This window comes from Clostridium neonatale (assembly GCF_900465025.1).
GTDB lineage: Bacteria > Bacillota > Clostridia > Clostridiales > Clostridiaceae > Clostridium > Clostridium neonatale.
Window position 1 is genome coordinate 1,715,453 of sequence record NZ_UICR01000001.1, and the last position, 18,898, is coordinate 1,734,350.

The following is an 18,898-nucleotide window of genomic DNA, read 5'->3' on the forward strand; positions in this document are numbered from 1 at the left end:
ATATTAAATCATTATAAACAGTCTTTTCTATGTATTGTAAGGTATATTAAAATATATTGTAAAGAATGTTAATTAAAAGAATAATTATAAAATTAAAGGAGAAATAAAATAAATTATATTGATACTAATATTAAGAATGTAAGATTTAAAAAACAACAAAAGAAGATGCAAAAATAATTTTAGAGTTAATTAAAGAGTTGGCTACATATGAAAAATGTGAAAGATTTGAGTGGTATGCCTAGATTGGAATAAATCTTCTCTTAATTTCTATAGTAGCTTAGGAGAAAAGATTCAAAAAAAGTGGGTTATTCATAGATTAGATAAAGAAGGAATAGAAAGACTCAATGAAGATGAAGTTAAATAATTATAAGGAGTAATGTATGAAAGTTTATATTAATCATACACCACTCCTTTTTTAAATGAATTACTTTTGAACAGATTATATATTTAGAAGTTAGAAAATGAAATAATAAGAAAATATTTTGAAGTGATTGACAATATTGCTAGAATAAGATATTATTATTATAGCATCAATTTAGCGCGCTAAATTGATAAATTAATAAATGATTATAGGTGGGGTAACAATGGGGCAAAGAAATGTTCTTCCAGAAGGAACAAGAGATTTAATATTAAATGAATGTATTGTTAAAAAACAATTAGAAAGAGATATAGATGAACTTTTTAATAAGTGGGGATATAAAGAAGTTATTACTCCTACTGTAGAATATTATGAAACTTTCAATCATAATTCTAATACCCTTAGAGAAGAAGATATGTATAAGTTCTTTGATAATAAGGGGCGTATTTTAGTTCTTAGACCTGATATGACAGTTCCAATAGCAAGAGTTGTAGAGACTAAACTTAAAGATACAGACTTACCAATAAAGCTTAGATATAATTCTAATATATTTAGAGTTCATAAAAGCCTTGGGGGAAAAAGAAATGAATATACGGATATTGGGGTAGAACTCATAGGACTTAGTGAAAAAGAATCCGACTTAGAAATACTTGTTTTAGCATTAGAGGGATTAAAGAAATTAGGATTAAAAGATTTTAAACTTGAAATTGGTAATATAGGTTTTTTTAATGGTGCATTTGTTAATACAGATATAGATGAAGAGTGCAAAAGTAAAATAGCTAAATTTATTGATGAGAAGAATTTAAAAAGTTTAGAGGAATACTTAGAAGATTTAAATATTGAAAATGAATATAAAGTATTTTTCAATAAGCTTCCATGGATGTTTGGAGATAAATCAATATTAGAAAAAGCGAAAGAATTAGCATTTAATGATTCTATAAAAGAAAATTTAGATTATTTAGAAAGAATATATTTAGATCTAGAAAAATTAGGTTATGGAGATAATGTAACTTTTGATTTAGGAATGATACCAAGGCTTAATTATTATACTGGAATTATTTTTAAAGGGTATGTTGATGGTGTTGGTACTACTGTACTAAGAGGCGGTAGATATAATAATTTAATAAAACCACATAAAGATTATTTACCAGCGGTAGGATTTTCTATTGATATAAATTCAGTTATACCAATTGTAGATGTAAATGATATTTTTAAATATGAGTATGAAGCTTATAAAATATTTTATAGTGAAAAAAATAAAATAGAAGCAATTAAAAAAAGCCAGGAACTCAGAAATCAAGGATATATAGTAGAATTAATGCCAAAAGAAGATCTAGAAGAAGTTAAGATAATTAAGGAAGGGGGCAAATAGTATTATGAGTATAAGTATAGCACTTACTAAGGGCAGATTGGAAGAGGAAAGCATTAAGTTATTAGATAAAGCACATTATGACCCATCAGAATTAAAGAATAAAGGAAGAAAGCTTGTATTTAAAGATAAGAGCGCAGATATTAACTATTTCTTGGTTAAAGCAGCTGATTCAATAACTTACGTTGAACATGGGGTTGCTGATATTGGAGTTGTAGGTAAGGATACAATATTAGAAAGTGATACTAATTGCTATGAGGTATTAGATTTGGGATTTGGAAAGTGTGGCTTTATTGTAGCATCTCTCCCAGAAAACGATATTTATAAAAAAGTTGGACATGTTAAGATTGGAAGTAAATATCCTAAAGTTGCAAAAGATTATTTTAAAGACAAAGGCATGGATGTTGAAGTTATTAAAATTGAAGGCTCAGTGGAGTTAGCACCAATACTTGGCTTGTGTGATGGAATAGTAGATATAATGGAGACTGGTACAACGCTTAGAGAAAATGGCTTAATAGTACTAGATAGAATTTGTGATATAAGTGCAAGAATGATAATTAATAAAGCAAGTTTTAAAATGAAGCAAAAAGAAATTGGGGAATTTATAGAAAAAATTAAAAAAGTTATTGATAAGTAATTGACAAAATTCGCAGAGTATTCATAATTATAATTAATATATTAATTGATTTTGCTCAAATAAGTTGATATATTAATACTAATGTGTGTATATATTTAATAATCAGTTAATATGTAAATTTATGTTAGAGGGGGCTACTACTAAATGCTAAGCTTAATGGAAATTAATGAAAGCAATAAAGAAAAATTGATTAATGAATTAAAAGAAAGAGTGGAAGACGCAGATAGCAGTGTAATTGAAAGTGTAAGAAACATTTTATCAAAAGTTAAGAGTGACGGGGATGAAGCTTTATTTGAATTAACAAAAACTTTTGACAAAGTTGAACTTACTAATTTGCAAATTTCATCAGATGAAATTGAAAGGTGCTTTGATAAGGTAGAAGATGAGTTTATTGAAGCCTTAAAAGAAGCAAAAATTAACATTGAAAATTATCATATGAAACAAAAGAAAACTGGCTATATTATGACAGAAGAAAATGGAATTTATTTAGGGCAAAGGGTTCTCCCACTTGAGAAAGTTGGGGTTTATGTACCAGGGGGAACTGCGGCTTATCCATCTTCTGTTTTAATGAACGTAATACCCGCAAAGGTTGCGGGAGTAGAAGAAATGATAATGGTTACACCACCAGATAAGGATGGAGGAATTAATCCATATATAGGTGTAGCAGCTAAAATTGCTGGTATAAATAAGATATATAAAGTCGGTGGAGCACAAGCTGTTGCAGCTTTAGCATATGGAACAGAAAGTATACCAAGAGTTGACAAGATAGTTGGACCAGGAAATATATTTGTAGCGACTGCTAAAAAATTAGTTTTTGGACAAGTAGATATAGACATGATTGCAGGACCAAGTGAAATTCTTGTTATTGCTGATGAAAAATCAAATCCAGTTCATGTTGCAGCGGATTTAATGTCACAAGCAGAACATGATAAGTTAGCATCATCTATACTTATAACAACATCTAAAAAATTGTATGAAGAAGTTGAGGCGGAACTCGATAAACAGGCTAAAACATTAGAAAGAGAAGAAATAATAAGAACATCTTTAAAAGATTTTGGAAAAGCTATAATTTGTAAAACACTAGAAGAATGTATTGAAATATCAAATTGCATTGCACCAGAGCATCTAGAGCTTATGGTTGATGAACCAATGTCGTATTTAGGATTAGTTAAACATGCTGGATCAGTATTTTTAGGAAGATATTGCCCAGAGCCAATAGGGGATTATTTTGGAGGCACAAATCATGTTTTACCTACAAGTGGTACAGCAAGATTTTTTTCACCTTTATCTGTTGACAGTTTTGTAAAAAAATCATCATTTATACATTATTCAAAAGAAGCTATTCTAGAAAATGGCAATAAGATAATAACTCTTGCAAACAAAGAAGGATTAACAGCCCATGCAAACTCAGTTAAAGTGAGGTTAAAGTGATGAGTGTTATTAATGAGTATATAAATATAGAAAAAGAATACAAGATAAATCTTGATAGCAATGAAATTTATCTTAATATTAATGAAAATATACTCATGAAAATGAAATCCTGTCTAACACAAATTGATTTGCATAGATATCCAACAAATGATATGCAGGAAATAAAAAAATTATATGCTAAGTACGCAGATACAGATCCTAAAAATATTATTGTTGGTAATGGATCAGATGAAGCTATTGATCTTGTAATAAGTTCAGTTATTAGACAAGGAAAAAAAGTATTGAGTTTAAATCCTGATTTTGTAATGTATGATTTTTATGTAACACGATTTGGTGGAGAAATTAAAACCTATAATATAGGTGAGTCTATGAAGTTTAATGTAGATGAATTTATAGAAATGGGTAAAAACGAAGATATAGATATGATTATATTTTCTAATCCTAATAATCCAACAGGAATAGGCATTAAAGTAGAAGATATATTAAAGGTTCTAGAAGTATTTAAGGATAAGCCTGTAGTTGTTGATGAAGCATACTACGAATTTTATGGAGAAACAGTAATTTCATATATAAATGAATACAAAAATTTATATATAACAAGAACTCTTTCAAAAGCATGGGGGCTTGCAGCACTTAGACTGGGATTTTTAATAACTAATGAAGAAAATGTAAAGGAGCTATTAAAATTCAAAGTACCATATACAATAAGCTCATATTCACAAAATTTAGCTTCAGTAGTTCTAAGATATCCAGATAGAGTAATTGAAAATGCAAAAAAAGTAGTAGAACAAAGGGAATTACTTTTTAGTGAACTTAATAAAATACAAAAAAATGCAGCAATGCATATTGAGTTTTATCCATCAAAGGGAAATTTCATTTATGGGAAAACTAGTCATAAAGAGGCACTTGAAAAAGGTCTGATAAAAGATGGAATCTCAATTAGGTATTTCAATGGGGATGTTTTTAGAATTACAGTTGGTTCACCTATGGAAAATAGGAAGGTTGTAGAATCTATAAAAAATATATTTGGATATTAAATAAATTAAGGGGTGAGTAGATGTCTAGATATTCTAAAATAGATAGAAATACAAAAGAAACTAATATAACATTAGAACTGGAACTGGATGGCGAGGGCAATAGCGAAATTGATACTGGAGTTGGTTTTTTTGATCATATGCTGACTCTATTTGCATTTCATGGGAAAATGGATTTAAATATAAAAGCTAAAGGTGACTTAAATGTATGTGATCACCACACTGTAGAAGATGTTGGTATTGCTTTAGGTGAAGCATTTAAAAAATCCATTGGAGATAAGAATGGGATAAATAGATATGGAACATTTTATATCCCAATGGATGAAACATTAGCTTTAGCTTCAATTGATATAAGTAATAGACCTTATTTAGTATTTGACTGTGATTTTAAAAGAGAAAAAGTTGGGGAAATGGCTACAGAAATGGTTGGAGAATTTTTTAGAGCATTTGCATTTAATGCTGGTGTAACTTTGCATTTAAAAGTGATTTATGGCGAAAATGATCATCATAAAATAGAAGCATTATTTAAAGCTTTAGGAAGAGCAATTAAAGAAGCAAAATTAATTAATCCTGAGAATGGACTACCATCAACTAAAGGAAAACTTTAAGCAATGTACAATTCATAATGCACAATTCACAATTAATGATGAAATCATTAATGAGTTTGAATAATTGTGCATTTTGAATTGTGAAATGTGAATTGTAAAATGGGGTGTATATATGATAGTTATTATAGATTATGGCATGGGAAATTTAAAAAGTGTTAGAAATGCTTTGAATTTTCTAGGACTTGAAAATAAGATTTCATCTAAAGAAGAAGACATAAACAATGCAGATGCACTTATATTGCCGGGTGTTGGAGCTTTTCCGGATGCTATGGAAACTATAGAGAAGCTTGGCTTGGATAAGATGATAAAAGCAGAAGTAAAGAAAGGAAAACCACTTCTTGGAATATGCTTAGGTATGCAGCTTTTATTTGATAAAGGATATGAAGGTGTAGAAAAAAAAGGTTTGGGGCTTATAAAAGGAAATATAGTTAGGATGAATGAAGACAAGGTTAATAATATAAAAATACCACATATAGGCTGGAATAATCTTATCTACAATAAAGAGGATGAATTATTTAAAGGTATAGACGAAGGAAAATATGTATATTATGTACATTCGTTTTATGCTCAAGATTATGATGAAGATGATTTGGTGGCATATAGTGAATATGGATCAAATAAAATTCCGGGTGTTGTTAGATGCAAAAATGTAATTGGTGCACAATTCCATCCAGAAAAGAGTGGAGATGTTGGCGTTAATATTTTAAGAAATTTTGGGGAGTTGATTAAATGATAATTTTACCAGCTATTGATATTATTGATGGAAAGCCAGTTAGATTATATCAAGGAGATTATAATAAGAAAGAAATAGTTGCAGATGATATATTTGAGACAGCTAAATCATTTGAAAGAGTAGGAGCCGACTATATACATTTAGTAGATTTAGATGGAGCAAAAAGTGGTGGCAATGAAAATCATGAATTAGTAATAAGGATTGCTAAAGAACTTAATATTCCAGTAGAATTGGGTGGCGGAATAAGATCGTTGGATACAATTAAGCACCTGCTTGAAAATGGTGTCTCTAGAGTTATTTTAGGGACAATAGCAATAGAAGATGAAAATTTACTTAAAACTGCAGTAGATACATATGGTGAAAAAATAGCTGTTGGTATAGATTGCAAGGATGGTAAAGTTTATGGTAGAGGCTGGCTTGAAGGAAGTAATTTAGATTATTTAGATTTCGCTAAAAAAATGGAGAATATAGGTGTCAAAAATATTATAGTAACAGATATAAGCAAAGATGGAACATTACAAGGGGCTAATGTTGAAATGCTTAAGAAGTTAAAATCAACTGTTGATATTGATATTACAGCGTCTGGAGGCGTTCGGGATTTAGATAATATTAAAGAGTTAATGGAAATTGATTTATATGGGGCTATAACTGGTAAAGCAATATATGCTGAAACATTATCATTAGAAGAGGCAATAAGAATATCAAAAGAAAACAGATAGTAAAGGGGGAATTTATATGCATACTAAAAGAATAATACCTTGTCTTGATGTTAAAGAAGGAAGAGTTGTTAAAGGAATAAATTTTGAAGGATTAGTTGATGTTGGAGATCCAGTGGCATTAGCTGAATACTATAATAAACAAGGTGCAGATGAGTTGGTTTTTTTAGATATAACAGCAACTCATGAGAAACGTGGGATAATGGAAAAGGTAGTTGAAAGCGTAGCAGAAAAGATATTTATTCCGTTTACTGTAGGTGGTGGATTAAAAACTATAGAAGATATAAAAGCCATATTAAGGGCTGGAGCTGATAAAGTAAGTTTAAATTCAGCAGCTGTAAGAGATAAAAATCTTATTAAAGAAGGTGCATTCTATTTTGGAAATCAATGTATAGTTTTAGCTGCTGATGCTAAGAAGAGAGCAGATAATACAGGCTGGAATGTCGTTATAAATGGAGGAAGGATAGATACAGGAATTGATTTGTTAAAGTGGATTGAAGAAGCAACAAAGCTTGGTGCAGGAGAAATTCTTTTAACATCTATGGATGCAGATGGAACTAAAAAAGGATTTGATTTAGAACTTACTAAAGCTGTAAGTGATATAACAAATGTTCCTGTTATTGCATCAGGTGGATGTGGATGTCTAGAAGATTTTTATGATGTCTTTAAAACTAATATAGCAGATGCAGCACTTGCAGCATCACTTTTCCACTATGGAGAATTGACAGTTGATGAAGTAAAAAATTATTTGAGTGAACGTAATATATCAGTAAGAAGATAAATTAATTTTATGCGGATTAAAAGGGATTCTTATAAAAAAAATTTATTACGTAAATATTTGAAGAATGAAAAAATAGCCAGAATTTAAGAATTTAAGAATTTAAGAATTTAAGAATTTAAGAATTTAAGAATATATATTCTTAAGAATTTGCTTATTTTATGCGGGTTAGAAGAAAATTTTTAATGAAACACCTACTCATATTCATTTGTAGGTGTAAGCGATTCGCACCAAATGCAAGATTTGGGCTCTCTGCTTAAGAGTATGCACATATAAAAAGTGCAGCTATGCTGCAATACGGATCTTAAATAAAAAGAGTAGTTATCTTAAAATAAGGAACTTTTCTTATTTTATTATGGTATTAGATATTTTACTAATAAATATATTCTGAATTTCTCTATTTATAAGAGAGGAGTACGCATATGGAAATTTTAGAAAGATTAGAAAACGTTAATTTCGAAAAAGGAAATGGTCTTGTTCCAACAATTGTACAAGATCATAAAACCAAAGAAGTTTTAATGCTTGCATATATGAATAAAGAAAGTTTAAAAAAAACATTAGAAGGTGATACAACGTGGTTTTATAGCAGAAGTAGAAATGAATTATGGAATAAAGGCGCTACATCAGGACATTTTCAATATGTTAAAGAAATTAAAATAGATTGTGATAATGACACAATCTTAATTTTAGTTGAACAAGTTGGAGCTGCATGTCATACCGGAAATAAAACATGTTTCTATAGAGATTTATAAGTATATTAAAGAGCAAAAAAATAATTCTTAAAATATAAGGAGAAGATTATGGAAAAGGAAGATTTAGAAGCTTTATATAAAGTTGTTTTAGATAGAAAAAATAATTGTAGTGAAGGATCATATACAAATTATTTATTTGAAAAAGGTCTAGATAAGATATTAAAAAAAGTTGGTGAAGAATGTACAGAAGTTGTTATTGCCAGTAAAAATGATAATAAGGAAGAACAGATATGTGAAATATGTGATTTAGCATATCATTTACTTGTATTAATGGCTGAACTAGGAATATCTATGGATGAAATCAAGGTGGAATTAGGCAAAAGAAGAGAAAAGATAAATAATTTTAAAGGCGAAAGAAAAGAAATAACAAATGTTTAATAATTACAGATTATTTAAAGTCTATTATTTTAATAGGCTTTATTTTATTGTATTCTTTATGTAAGAATAATATATTTGATGATATAATATAATTGATAAGAATATTAATTATATTATATAAGAAATACACTTTTTCTTAAAGTGAGAGGTGTTTTAGTATGGAAAGTATATCAAAGAATTTATTATCTATTTTGGTTACTGCAATTAATGAAAAAGATAATAAGGTTATTTTAATTAAAGATACTAAAAATTTATCATTAGGAGATATAAATAAAACCTTAATAAATCTAGGAAAAAAATGTTTTTATAGAGTTTTAGAAAAACATAATAATGGAGAATTAGAACCGTATTTTCCGTTTTTAACTTTCATAGAGGAAGAAATTAATATAGCAAATATTGAAGTAGAAAAATTTTTAGAAGATATTAATATTTATCCGCTGCATAAATCATTATTTTTAAGTTATTTAAAATGTGGAAAAGCTGAAAGAGATGAAGAATTAATATTTTTTGATTATGAGTATGAAAAAAATAAAATTTATGAATCATTGATGAATATTATAAATAAATTTGGAGACAATGTATTTATTTTATTAGAAAACATAAATTATATGTCACTCTCAACTCTCAATTGGCTAAAATATATAGTGATGAATAATGAAGAATATAATTTTAAAATTATATTAACTTTTTCAGATGACAAGTATTTTGATTGTGATTATCAAGATGAATTTGAAAATCTAATTGATTCTATAGAAGCAAAGCATTCATTATTACGACTTAGTATTAAAGAAAAAAGCAACGGAGATAATAAAAAGCCTAAAAAAGTAGAAAAAGATCTAATTATTCATGGTGAGAATTTGTATAACTTTTTTGCAATAGATGAAGCTTTAATATGCTTTTGTAGAAAATATAAGAGTATGATTGATTCAAATGATATTTATGAATTAAAACGAGTACTACTAAGATTGGGTGATATATATTTAATAAAAAAAGATTATGGAAATAGTTATAAGTATTATGATTTGTTACTAAATTTTGCAATTGATGTAAACGATAAACGATTAAAAACATTGGCACTTCAAAAATTGTCTATGTTAAATATAGTACGCTTAAAGTTTAATGAGGCAGAAACCCTTGCGAAAAATAGTTATAAATTAGCTGTTGAAATTAATAATGATTATTTTAAACTAAAATCTTATGAACTATTATTCTGGATTAATGAAAAAGGAAAGTATAGGACAACCATAGAAGAACTAAATTTTGATGAAGAATTTATTAAATTGGCAAGAAAATATAACCAAAGAAATATACTTGCATATTTTTTGACACATAATTTTAATCTTATATCTTTTGTTGGACCTAAAGATCAAAGAGAAGACTATTATATGGAAGGGCTTGAATTAGCAGAAAAATTAAAGAATATAAATTGTATTTTATCAGCTGATTTAAAAACTGCACTAGTATATGCAGTTAATGGAGATCATGATATTAGCCAGGAATACTACAAGAAAGTAGAAAAAATACTTATTGATATGCATGACAATTTTAGATTGGCACAGACATATAATGGAATGGGTTATTATTGCTTAATTGAAGGCGATTATATAAAGGCAAATGATTACTATAATAAATCATTAAGTTATTTAAGACTTGAATGGAATTTTGATGAAATCTGCATGGCTTTAATAAATAAAAGTCTTACTTCACTATTTGTATGCGATTATGAGACAGCAAACAAACAATTAGAGATACTTCTAAATGTAATTAAGACATTAAAGCTAGGAAGATTAAGACTTACTACTGTTAGTAGAATATATGGAATAGCAGCATTAAATCATTGCTATTTAGGAAATCTATATAAAAGTTATTCGTTTTTATCTAAAATTCAAACTGTAGATATTAGTAATAGATTTTATGAAGATGATGAAGAATATTTTCTTAAGAATTTTACTGAAGCTCTATTAGCCAAAAAGCGAGGAGATTTAGACGAAGCTCTAAAACTATTTAGAAAATCATATAAGAATTTAATAAAAGCTAAAGGTTCATTAAAATGTATGTATCCTAAGTTTATGTATGAATATTTTAGAATATTGGAAATATCTGAAGAAAATAATAATGCAGACTCTGTAAGGAAAGAAGCAATAAAATATTGTAAAGAACATAATATAAATTACTATATAAATCTAATTGATGGAGTTACAGTAAACAATAATTATACTTTTGAGAGTGATTTAAAAGACTTAAGTTGGATTATTGAAGCAGCTAAACAAGAAGCTACAATTAATTCTCTTAATGATAAAGTTGAAGAAATACATTTCATAAATAGCTTTCAAGAAATTTTAACATCAATAGATGATAAGAATACCATTATAAATAATTCAATGACTCTGATAGAAAATAAATTTTCTATTGACTATTCATTATTGATTTTTTATGAAGGAGAAACCACAGAAATACTTTATACGACTGATAGAGAAATTTTAAGTGATAATTATATAAAAGAATTAAATGCTATAATAACTGAATATACGTCACCATTTGTAACAAGCGATGATATTGACTTAAGTAATTGGATTGAGAGAACTATAAATGAAAAGGTTCGTTCATTAATTTATGTGCCTATTATAAAAGATGAGAATTTAAAATTAATATTTATATGTGCAACTAAGTTTGGAGATGATCCTATAAGAAATAATATAATATTAGATAGTTCTAATTTAGGAATAATAAATATATCTATAAAAGAATTTAATGAAACACTTCAAAAAATAAAATGGCAGGAAAAATTAATGGAAAGTGCATTAAAAGATGCACTTACTGGTCTAAATAATAGGTGTTATTTCTTTGATAAATTATCTACACTTGTGAAAAATAATGGTAAGAAAAATATAAATGCTTGTTTATTATATATTGATTTGGATAATTTTAAATATTATAATGATACATTTGGACACTCTATAGGTGATTATATTTTGAGTTTTTTTGCTAATTCATTAAGTTCTATATGTGAAGAATTAAAGAGTGTAGATGTTATTAGATATGGTGGAGATGAATTTATAGTATTACTGGAACAAGCAGAATTTGGAGATGGAGAAGTGTTAGCAGAAAAGTTATATGAAGAAATAAAACGATGTAGAGGATACGAGGATAATATAAAAGCACTTTTAAATAAAAATATAAATATTCCAAAAGAAAAATTATTATCATGTTCAATGGGAATATCCTACAGAAAATTAAATTCTTCTACAAATTATAATAAATTAATTGAAGAAGCTGATAAATGTTTGTACAAAGCTAAAAATTCTGGTAAAGGCAGGTATATAGTTTTTAAATAATTATTACAATTTTATAAAGTATAATGTATAAAAAGTTATATTGATGTATTATAATAATAAATCAATATAGCTTTTTTATTTGTAAGAGTAATTTTAGAATTTAAAGCAATATTTTATATAAAGTGTATTAAATGATTTGTTTTAGTTAATTAATAATAAGAAGAAAGGAATAGATTTATGATTGAAATAAAAAAAGAAGACTTACTAAAAGATTCTGTCGATTATGAAGATTATTCAGAAAATATATGTTCTTTATCAATAGAAGAATTAAGAGAGGAAGGTTTGATAAAGTGTGGGGGCTGCTCAGGATGCAGTTGCAGTAAAGTTAAATGCAGTTCTTGTGATAAAAAATAGTAGTTGTTGTAAAAAATATATATTAATGCTGTAGATTTAACAATAATAATAAGATATAATGAATTTGTTTGAGTAAAAAATATGTGATTTGGAGGGAAGTTTTTTGGGTAAGCCAAGTATTTTTAGCAGAGAATATGAAAAGAAAATGAAGAAAAGAAAACGTAACATAATTATTTTCTCTCTAGTGATGATTTTAATAGTATCTGCTATAGCTGTTAAATTTGTTTACAATCCAATTGATTTTTCAAAAGTAAAACAGGATCTTCAAGCTTGGATAGATAGTGATACATTAGATAATAAAGAACAGGCACAAGACGAGAATAAAGAAAATGAGGAAAGTGTAAATAAAGAAGAAATTGCTGAAACACCCAAGGAACCAGTAGAACAGACTATAGATATTCCACTTAGCAGTGGGAATGTTGCAAAAGCAGTATATTCTAAAGACTCAAATGAAGAAAGTACATTTACAGAAGTGAAAGATTTAGACGAAAATGTTAGTTATGATATAAGTCCATCTAAAAAACAAGTATTAATTAATGATGTAAATGGAGATATGATTGTATATAGTATTGATGGAAGCAGTTCGATTGTTTCAAAAAATGAGTATACATCAACTAGAGGAAGTGTTTTTAGAAAAGAAGACACTCTTGCTAATAATCCTAATTATTTATGGAATTATGGTGGAAAATTTATAAGTGATGAAAAAATAATCTTTATAACTAATAGACCTTATTTCGGGAATAATGTTTTAAAGCAATATCTTTGGATAACTGATATTCAATCTGGCGCAGATACAGTACTTTGGGATTTAGCAGCTAATAGTATTCAAATTTCTACAATGAACGAACTTGGTTTACAAGTTGATGTAGATGGGGTAACATATTATATAGATAAAGATGGAAATTATAATCACTAATTATATAGAGGAAAAATAAATTATTTGATAAAATTTAAAGGTTTATGGTATAATAACCTAGTTAAATTAGATGCATACTATTTTAGGAGGAAAGAATAAAATGAAAGCTAAAGTGGAAAAAATAGAAACAAATGTTGTAAAGTTAGAAATAACTGTGGAAGCAGAAAAATTTAACGCAGCATTAACAAAAGCATATAATAAGAATAAAACAAGATATAATATACCAGGGTTTAGAAAAGGTAAAGTTCCAATGGCAATGGTTAAAAAGTTCTATGGAGTAGAAGTATTCTATGATGATGCTATTAACTTTGCAATTGATGAATCATATGGAGAAGCTTTAACTACTGAGAATATAAGACCAGTAGATTATCCAAAGATAGATATAGTGGAATTAGGTGAAGGAAAAGAGTTTGTTTACACTGCAACAGTTACTGTTTATCCTGAAATCGAATTAGGTGAATATAAAGGTTTAGATATAAAGAAACCAGTTTATGAAGTTGAAGAAGCTGAAGTTGAAAAACAAATAAATGACATGAGAGAAAAGAATGCAAGAGTTGAAGAAAAAGCTGAAGGAGCTACTATAGAAAAAGGTGACATAGCAGTTATAGATTTCAAAGGATTTATAGATGATGTTGCATTTGACGGTGGAGAAGGAAATGATTATTCTTTAGAAATAGGTTCAGGTACTTTCATAGATAACTTTGAAGATCAACTTATAGGTTTAAAAGTTGGAGATAAGAAAGATGTTAATGTTAGCTTCCCAGAAAACTATGGAAGAGATGAATTAAACGGAAAGCCAGCAAAATTCGAAGTTGAAGTTAAAGGAATAAAAGTTAAAGAATTACCAGAATTAGATGATGAATTTGCTAAAGATGTATCAGCTGTTGAAAGCTTAGCTGAATTAAAAGAAAACATAAAGAAAAACTTAGAAAAGAGCAATAATGATAAAGCTGAAAGAGAATTTGAAGAAGCTGTAATAACAGCAATAATTGAAAACTCAAAGATGGATGTTCCAGAAGCTATGATTTCAAAAGAAATTGATGCTATGATGAAAGACTTAGAAGGAAGATTAAAATATCAAGGTTTAAGTTTAGATCAATACATGGAATTCACAGGTAACACTGTTGATAAAATGAGAGATTTTATGAAAGAAAATGCTGAAAGAAAAGTTAAAGCTGATTTAGTTCTTGAAGCTATAGCAAATGCTGAAGAAATAAAGGCAACAGATGAAGAAGTTAAAGAAAGAGCATTAGAACTTGGTAAAATGTATGGACCAAAAGATCCAGAAAAAATGGCAGACATTTTAGTTAAAGCTCAAAAACCTATGATAGAAAAAGATCTTGTTATTGAAAACACTTTAAAATTCATTAAAGATGCTTGTAAATAGTAAGTAGTATACATTAAAATAGAAAAATGCTTTAATAATTGCCAGAAAAATTTTTCTGGCAATTATTTCAAATAAGCATTAACAAATAAACTAAAAACCTATATAATTATAAGTAAAATGAATTTAAAATTATTGAGGTGAAAAAAGGGAGGATTTAAATGAGTTTAGTACCTATGGTAGTAGAACAAACCAGCAGAGGTGAACGTTCTTACGATATTTTTTCAAGATTATTAAAAGAAAGAATAATAATGTTAAGTGGAGAAGTAAATGATGATAGCGCTAACTTAATTGTGGCACAGCTATTATTTTTAGAAAGTGAAGATCCTGATAAAGATATATATTTATATATAAACAGTCCGGGTGGATCAATCACAGCAGGGATGGCAATATATGATACTATGCAATATATAAAGTGTGACGTATCAACTATATGTATTGGTATGGCTGCATCAATGGGATCATTCCTTCTTATGAGTGGAGCTAAAGGGAAAAGATATGCTACTCCAAATGCGGAAGTTATGATACATCAACCATTAGGTGGATTCCAAGGTCAAGCAACTGATTTTGAAATACATGCTAAGAGAATTATAAAAATGAAAGAAAAATTAAACAAAATATATAGTGAAAATACTGGTAAGCCTTTAGAAGTAATAAATGCTGATGTTGAAAGAGATAATTTCATGAGTGCTGATGAAGCAAAGGAATATGGATTAATAGATGAGATTATAACTAGTCATAAAGTAGAAAAGAAGGAAGATTAGTATTTCATTACTTAGATTAAGTGAGGTGAGTTTATGGCTAAATATGACGATAAAAAACAACTAAAATGTTCTTTTTGTGGTAAGACACAAGAACAAGTAAAAAGGTTAATAGCAGGACCAGGAGTATACATCTGTGATGAATGTATTGATTTATGTTCAGAAATAATAGCAGATGAATTCCAAGAAGCTCCGGACTTTGATCCAAAGAGTTTACCAAAACCATATGAGATTAAGGAATACTTAGATTCTTATGTAGTAGGTCAAGATAGAGCTAAAAAATCTTTAGCAGTAGCTGTTTATAATCATTATAAGAGAATAAATACTAATAAAGATGATGGTGATGTAGAATTATCAAAAAGTAATATTTTATTACTTGGTCCAACAGGTTCAGGTAAAACATTACTAGCTCAAACATTAGCTAAATTTTTAAATGTACCATTTGCAATTGCAGATGCTACAACTTTAACTGAAGCAGGTTATGTTGGAGAAGATGTTGAAAATATACTTTTAAAATTAATTCAAAGTGCAGATTATGATGTTGAAAAAGCTGAAAGAGGAATAATATATATAGATGAAATAGATAAGATTGCAAGAAAATCTGAAAATCCATCTATAACAAGAGATGTATCTGGAGAAGGTGTACAACAAGCTTTATTAAAAATACTAGAAGGTACTGTTGCATCTGTTCCACCTCAAGGCGGAAGAAAGCATCCTCATCAAGAATTCATTCAAATAAATACATCTAATATATTATTTATTTGTGGTGGTGCATTTGATGGAGTAGATAAAATAATCGAAAATAGAACAAGAAAAAGTTCTATGGGATTTGGTGCAGAAATCCAAGGTAAACATGAAAAAGATGTTGGAAGTCTTTTAAAAGAAATTATGCCAGCTGATTTATTGAAATTTGGATTGATTCCTGAATTTGTTGGAAGACTTCCAATACTTGTAACATTGGAATCATTAGATAAAGCTGCATTAATTGAAATATTAACTAAGCCTAAGAACGCTCTTGTTAAGCAATACAAAAAGTTGTTTGAACTTGATGATGTTAAGCTTGAGTTTAATGATGAATCTTTAGAAGCTATTGCAGCTGAAGCTATCAGCAGGCAAACAGGTGCCAGAGGGTTAAGAGCTATAATTGAAGATATAATGAATGAGATAATGTATGAGATACCTTCTGATAAAACGATAACTAAAGTTACAATAAATAAAGAAGCTATTAAAGATAAAAAGGAACCAGAAATAGAAAGACTAGAAGAAGGTAAAACTAGACCTTCATTAGTTAAGCCAAGATCAAAAAAAGAAGTTGAAACTGCTTAGTTTTTTAATCTCCAAAGATTTTATTAATCTTTGGAGATTTTATTATTTGGTAAATTACATTGTTGTAGAATTCTATTTAATCATTTGAAAAAATATAAAAGAAAAATTATACCTTCATAGAATTATATATAATTTAAGGAATATTTATCAATATATATACACATACTACTTTCAAGATGATTTTTGGAAGGGAGGAAAAGTATGCTTAAAAAGTATACTTAAGCAATAATGAATGAAGTAGTATTAATTTTTCAATTTGTTCTTATTATAGTAATGATATGTGTAATAAATAACTCAAGTAAACCTAAGGTGAACAAAACATCTACATATATTGATAGTAAGAATAAAGAATTAGATAATTTAAATAAAATGAGAAAAATAAAATTAACTGAACCGCTTACAGAAAAAAGCAGACCAACCAGTTTTGATGAAGTAATAGGTCAAGAAAAAGGTATTAAAGCATTAAAAGCTGCACTTTGTGGGCCAAATCCTCAGCATGTTATAATATATGGGCCTCCAGGAGTGGGGAAAACCGCTGCCGCTAGATTGGTATTAGAAGAAGCAAAAAAGAATAAAGTATCACCTTTTACAGCTACATCAAAGTTTATTGAGATAGATGCAACAACACTACGATTTGATGAAAGGGGTATAGCGGATCCGTTAATAGGATCAGTACATGATCCTATTTATCAAGGTGCAGGTTCACTTGGTGTTGCTGGGATACCTCAACCAAAGCCAGGAGCTGTGACAAAGGCACATGGAGGCGTATTATTTCTTGATGAAATAGGTGAACTACATCCAATTGAATTAAATAAGCTACTAAAAGTTCTAGAAGATAGAAAAGTCTTTTTAGACAGTGCATACTATAATGCTGATGATCCTAATATGCCCAAATACATAAAAGAAGTATTTGATAATGGATTACCAGCTGATTTTAGATTAATAGGTGCAACAACAAGATCGCCAGAAGAAATAATACCTGCTATTAGATCAAGGTGTGTAGAAATATTTTTTAGAGCATTACTTCCAGAAGAAATAGAAAAGATTGCTATAAATTCTGTAAAAAAAGTTGGATTAAATATAAGTGACGAAGGTGTAAGAGAAGTAAGTAAATACTGCACTAATGGAAGAGAAGTAATAAATTTAATTCAACTTGCATCAGGTGTGGCTATAAATGAAGATAGGCAGGAAATACAATTGGTTGATGTAAAGTGGGTATTAGAAAATGGCCAATACAATAAAATAGTATGTAATAGCATTCCAAATAACTCTAAAGTAGGTGTTGTTAATGGGTTAGCTGTATATGGGGCTAATATTGGTATTTTAATGCCTCTTGAGGTTAGTGTAAAAGAGGTTAAAAATAGAAGAGGAGAAATAAAAATAACAGGTATTGTTGAAGAAGAAGAAATAACAAATAATAATAAAAAGATAAAAATGAAAAGTACAGCATATTCATCTGTCCAAAATGTTCTTACTGTATTAGATAACTTATTTGGATTGTGTACTGAAAAGTATGATATTCATGTAAATATTTCAGGCGGAATGCCTATAGATGGACCATCAGCTGGAATAAGTATTGCAACAGCAATATATAGTGCAATAACAAGATCAAAAGTTGATAGATTTGTTGCAATGACAGGAGAAATAGGAATATTAGGATCAGTTAAAGCAATTGGAGGAGTAAAAGCTAAGATATCTGCTGCATTAAAAGCTGGTGTAAAAAGAGTAATAATTCCAAAAGAAAATTATGATGAATCATTACATGACATTGGTGATATTGAAATAATTCCAGTATCATATTTTACAGATGTTATTAGGTATTCGCTAAAAGAAGATTTAAATACTGTTAATAGAGAAATATTACTTGCAGAAGGCAATAATAATTTGGAGAATTAATAATATTGTAGTAAAATATAAATAAGAGGTTAGTTTATTTTATAAACTAACCTCTTATTAGAAATAAATGCTAAAAAACGCCATAGACACGCATATTGAAAAATCATACTAAAATAGTAAGTTTTTATTCTT

At 28.0% G+C, this 18,898-nt stretch carries 18 protein-coding genes; all 18 read left to right on the forward strand.

Annotated elements, in window-relative coordinates; translation table 11 throughout:
- The first annotated feature begins 229 nt into the window (after nt 1–229).
- The 18 genes from CNEONATNEC86_RS21805 (at nt 230) to lonB (ending at nt 18,766) form a co-directional block, all read left to right on the forward strand.
- On the forward strand, nt 230–364 hold the full coding sequence (locus CNEONATNEC86_RS21805) for a hypothetical protein (protein ID WP_276508213.1): 135 nt from the start codon (nt 230–232) through the stop codon (nt 362–364).
- Between the two features lie 220 nt (nt 365–584).
- Nucleotides 585–1,730: an ATP phosphoribosyltransferase regulatory subunit gene (gene hisZ / locus CNEONATNEC86_RS07870; RefSeq protein ID WP_159135818.1), complete on the forward strand. Its 1,146-nt coding sequence runs from the start codon at nt 585–587 to the stop codon at nt 1,728–1,730.
- A gap of 4 nt (nt 1,731–1,734) precedes the next feature.
- Entirely contained in the window at nt 1,735–2,364 is a 630-nt protein-coding gene (hisG, locus tag CNEONATNEC86_RS07875) for an ATP phosphoribosyltransferase (RefSeq protein ID WP_125148871.1), read from the forward strand.
- A 144-nt stretch (nt 2,365–2,508) separates the two neighbouring features.
- Nucleotides 2,509–3,795, forward strand: a complete 1,287-nt coding sequence (hisD, locus tag CNEONATNEC86_RS07880; protein ID WP_159135819.1) for a histidinol dehydrogenase — start codon at nt 2,509–2,511, stop codon at nt 3,793–3,795.
- On the forward strand, nt 3,795–4,832 hold the full coding sequence (locus CNEONATNEC86_RS07885) for a pyridoxal phosphate-dependent aminotransferase (protein WP_159135820.1): 1,038 nt from the start codon (nt 3,795–3,797) through the stop codon (nt 4,830–4,832). The genes hisD and CNEONATNEC86_RS07885 overlap by 1 nt, the downstream gene beginning before the upstream one ends.
- A gap of 20 nt (nt 4,833–4,852) precedes the next feature.
- Nucleotides 4,853–5,437, forward strand: coding sequence for an imidazoleglycerol-phosphate dehydratase HisB (hisB, locus tag CNEONATNEC86_RS07890; protein ID WP_159135821.1), 585 nt, complete (start codon nt 4,853–4,855; stop codon nt 5,435–5,437).
- Between the two features lie 112 nt (nt 5,438–5,549).
- A complete protein-coding gene (hisH, locus tag CNEONATNEC86_RS07895) occupies nt 5,550–6,170 on the forward strand; it encodes an imidazole glycerol phosphate synthase subunit HisH (protein WP_159135822.1) in 621 nt (206 codons plus the stop codon).
- A complete protein-coding gene (gene hisA / locus CNEONATNEC86_RS07900; RefSeq protein ID WP_058294703.1) occupies nt 6,167–6,889 on the forward strand; it encodes a 1-(5-phosphoribosyl)-5-[(5-phosphoribosylamino)methylideneamino]imidazole-4-carboxamide isomerase in 723 nt (240 codons plus the stop codon). The genes hisH and hisA overlap by 4 nt, the downstream gene beginning before the upstream one ends.
- 16 nt (nt 6,890–6,905) lie before the next feature.
- The gene (gene hisF, locus CNEONATNEC86_RS07905; protein WP_125148877.1) at nt 6,906–7,667 is read left to right on the forward strand and encodes an imidazole glycerol phosphate synthase subunit HisF; all 762 of its coding nucleotides are present in this window, start codon (nt 6,906–6,908) and stop codon (nt 7,665–7,667) included.
- 419 nt (nt 7,668–8,086) lie between these two features.
- Nucleotides 8,087–8,416, forward strand: a complete 330-nt coding sequence (gene hisI, locus CNEONATNEC86_RS07910) for a phosphoribosyl-AMP cyclohydrolase (protein ID WP_058294705.1) — start codon at nt 8,087–8,089, stop codon at nt 8,414–8,416.
- A gap of 48 nt (nt 8,417–8,464) precedes the next feature.
- On the forward strand, nt 8,465–8,794 hold the full coding sequence (gene hisE / locus CNEONATNEC86_RS07915; RefSeq protein ID WP_125148878.1) for a phosphoribosyl-ATP diphosphatase: 330 nt from the start codon (nt 8,465–8,467) through the stop codon (nt 8,792–8,794).
- 158 nt (nt 8,795–8,952) lie between these two features.
- Nucleotides 8,953–12,129 (forward strand): tetratricopeptide repeat-containing diguanylate cyclase, encoded by a 3,177-nt coding sequence (locus CNEONATNEC86_RS07920; RefSeq protein WP_159135823.1) that lies wholly within the window; start codon nt 8,953–8,955, stop codon nt 12,127–12,129.
- A gap of 177 nt (nt 12,130–12,306) precedes the next feature.
- Nucleotides 12,307–12,483 carry a hypothetical protein gene (locus CNEONATNEC86_RS21235; RefSeq protein ID WP_200848512.1) on the forward strand — a complete coding sequence of 59 codons (177 nt, stop codon included), beginning with the start codon at nt 12,307–12,309 and terminating at the stop codon, nt 12,481–12,483.
- Nucleotides 12,484–12,586: 103 nt separating this feature from the next.
- Complete coding sequence (locus tag CNEONATNEC86_RS07925; protein ID WP_159116016.1) at nt 12,587–13,399, forward strand: hypothetical protein; 813 nt, start codon at nt 12,587–12,589, stop codon at nt 13,397–13,399.
- 100 nt (nt 13,400–13,499) lie between these two features.
- Nucleotides 13,500–14,786: a trigger factor gene (gene tig, locus CNEONATNEC86_RS07930; protein WP_058294709.1), complete on the forward strand. Its 1,287-nt coding sequence runs from the start codon at nt 13,500–13,502 to the stop codon at nt 14,784–14,786.
- Between the two features lie 158 nt (nt 14,787–14,944).
- A complete protein-coding gene (gene clpP / locus CNEONATNEC86_RS07935; protein WP_058294710.1) occupies nt 14,945–15,547 on the forward strand; it encodes an ATP-dependent Clp endopeptidase proteolytic subunit ClpP in 603 nt (200 codons plus the stop codon).
- A gap of 33 nt (nt 15,548–15,580) precedes the next feature.
- A complete protein-coding gene (gene clpX, locus CNEONATNEC86_RS07940; protein ID WP_058294711.1) occupies nt 15,581–16,870 on the forward strand; it encodes an ATP-dependent Clp protease ATP-binding subunit ClpX in 1,290 nt (429 codons plus the stop codon).
- 228 nt (nt 16,871–17,098) lie between these two features.
- The gene (gene lonB, locus CNEONATNEC86_RS07945; protein WP_058294712.1) at nt 17,099–18,766 is read left to right on the forward strand and encodes an ATP-dependent protease LonB; all 1,668 of its coding nucleotides are present in this window, start codon (nt 17,099–17,101) and stop codon (nt 18,764–18,766) included.
- The last annotated feature ends 132 nt before the right edge of the window (nt 18,767–18,898 follow it).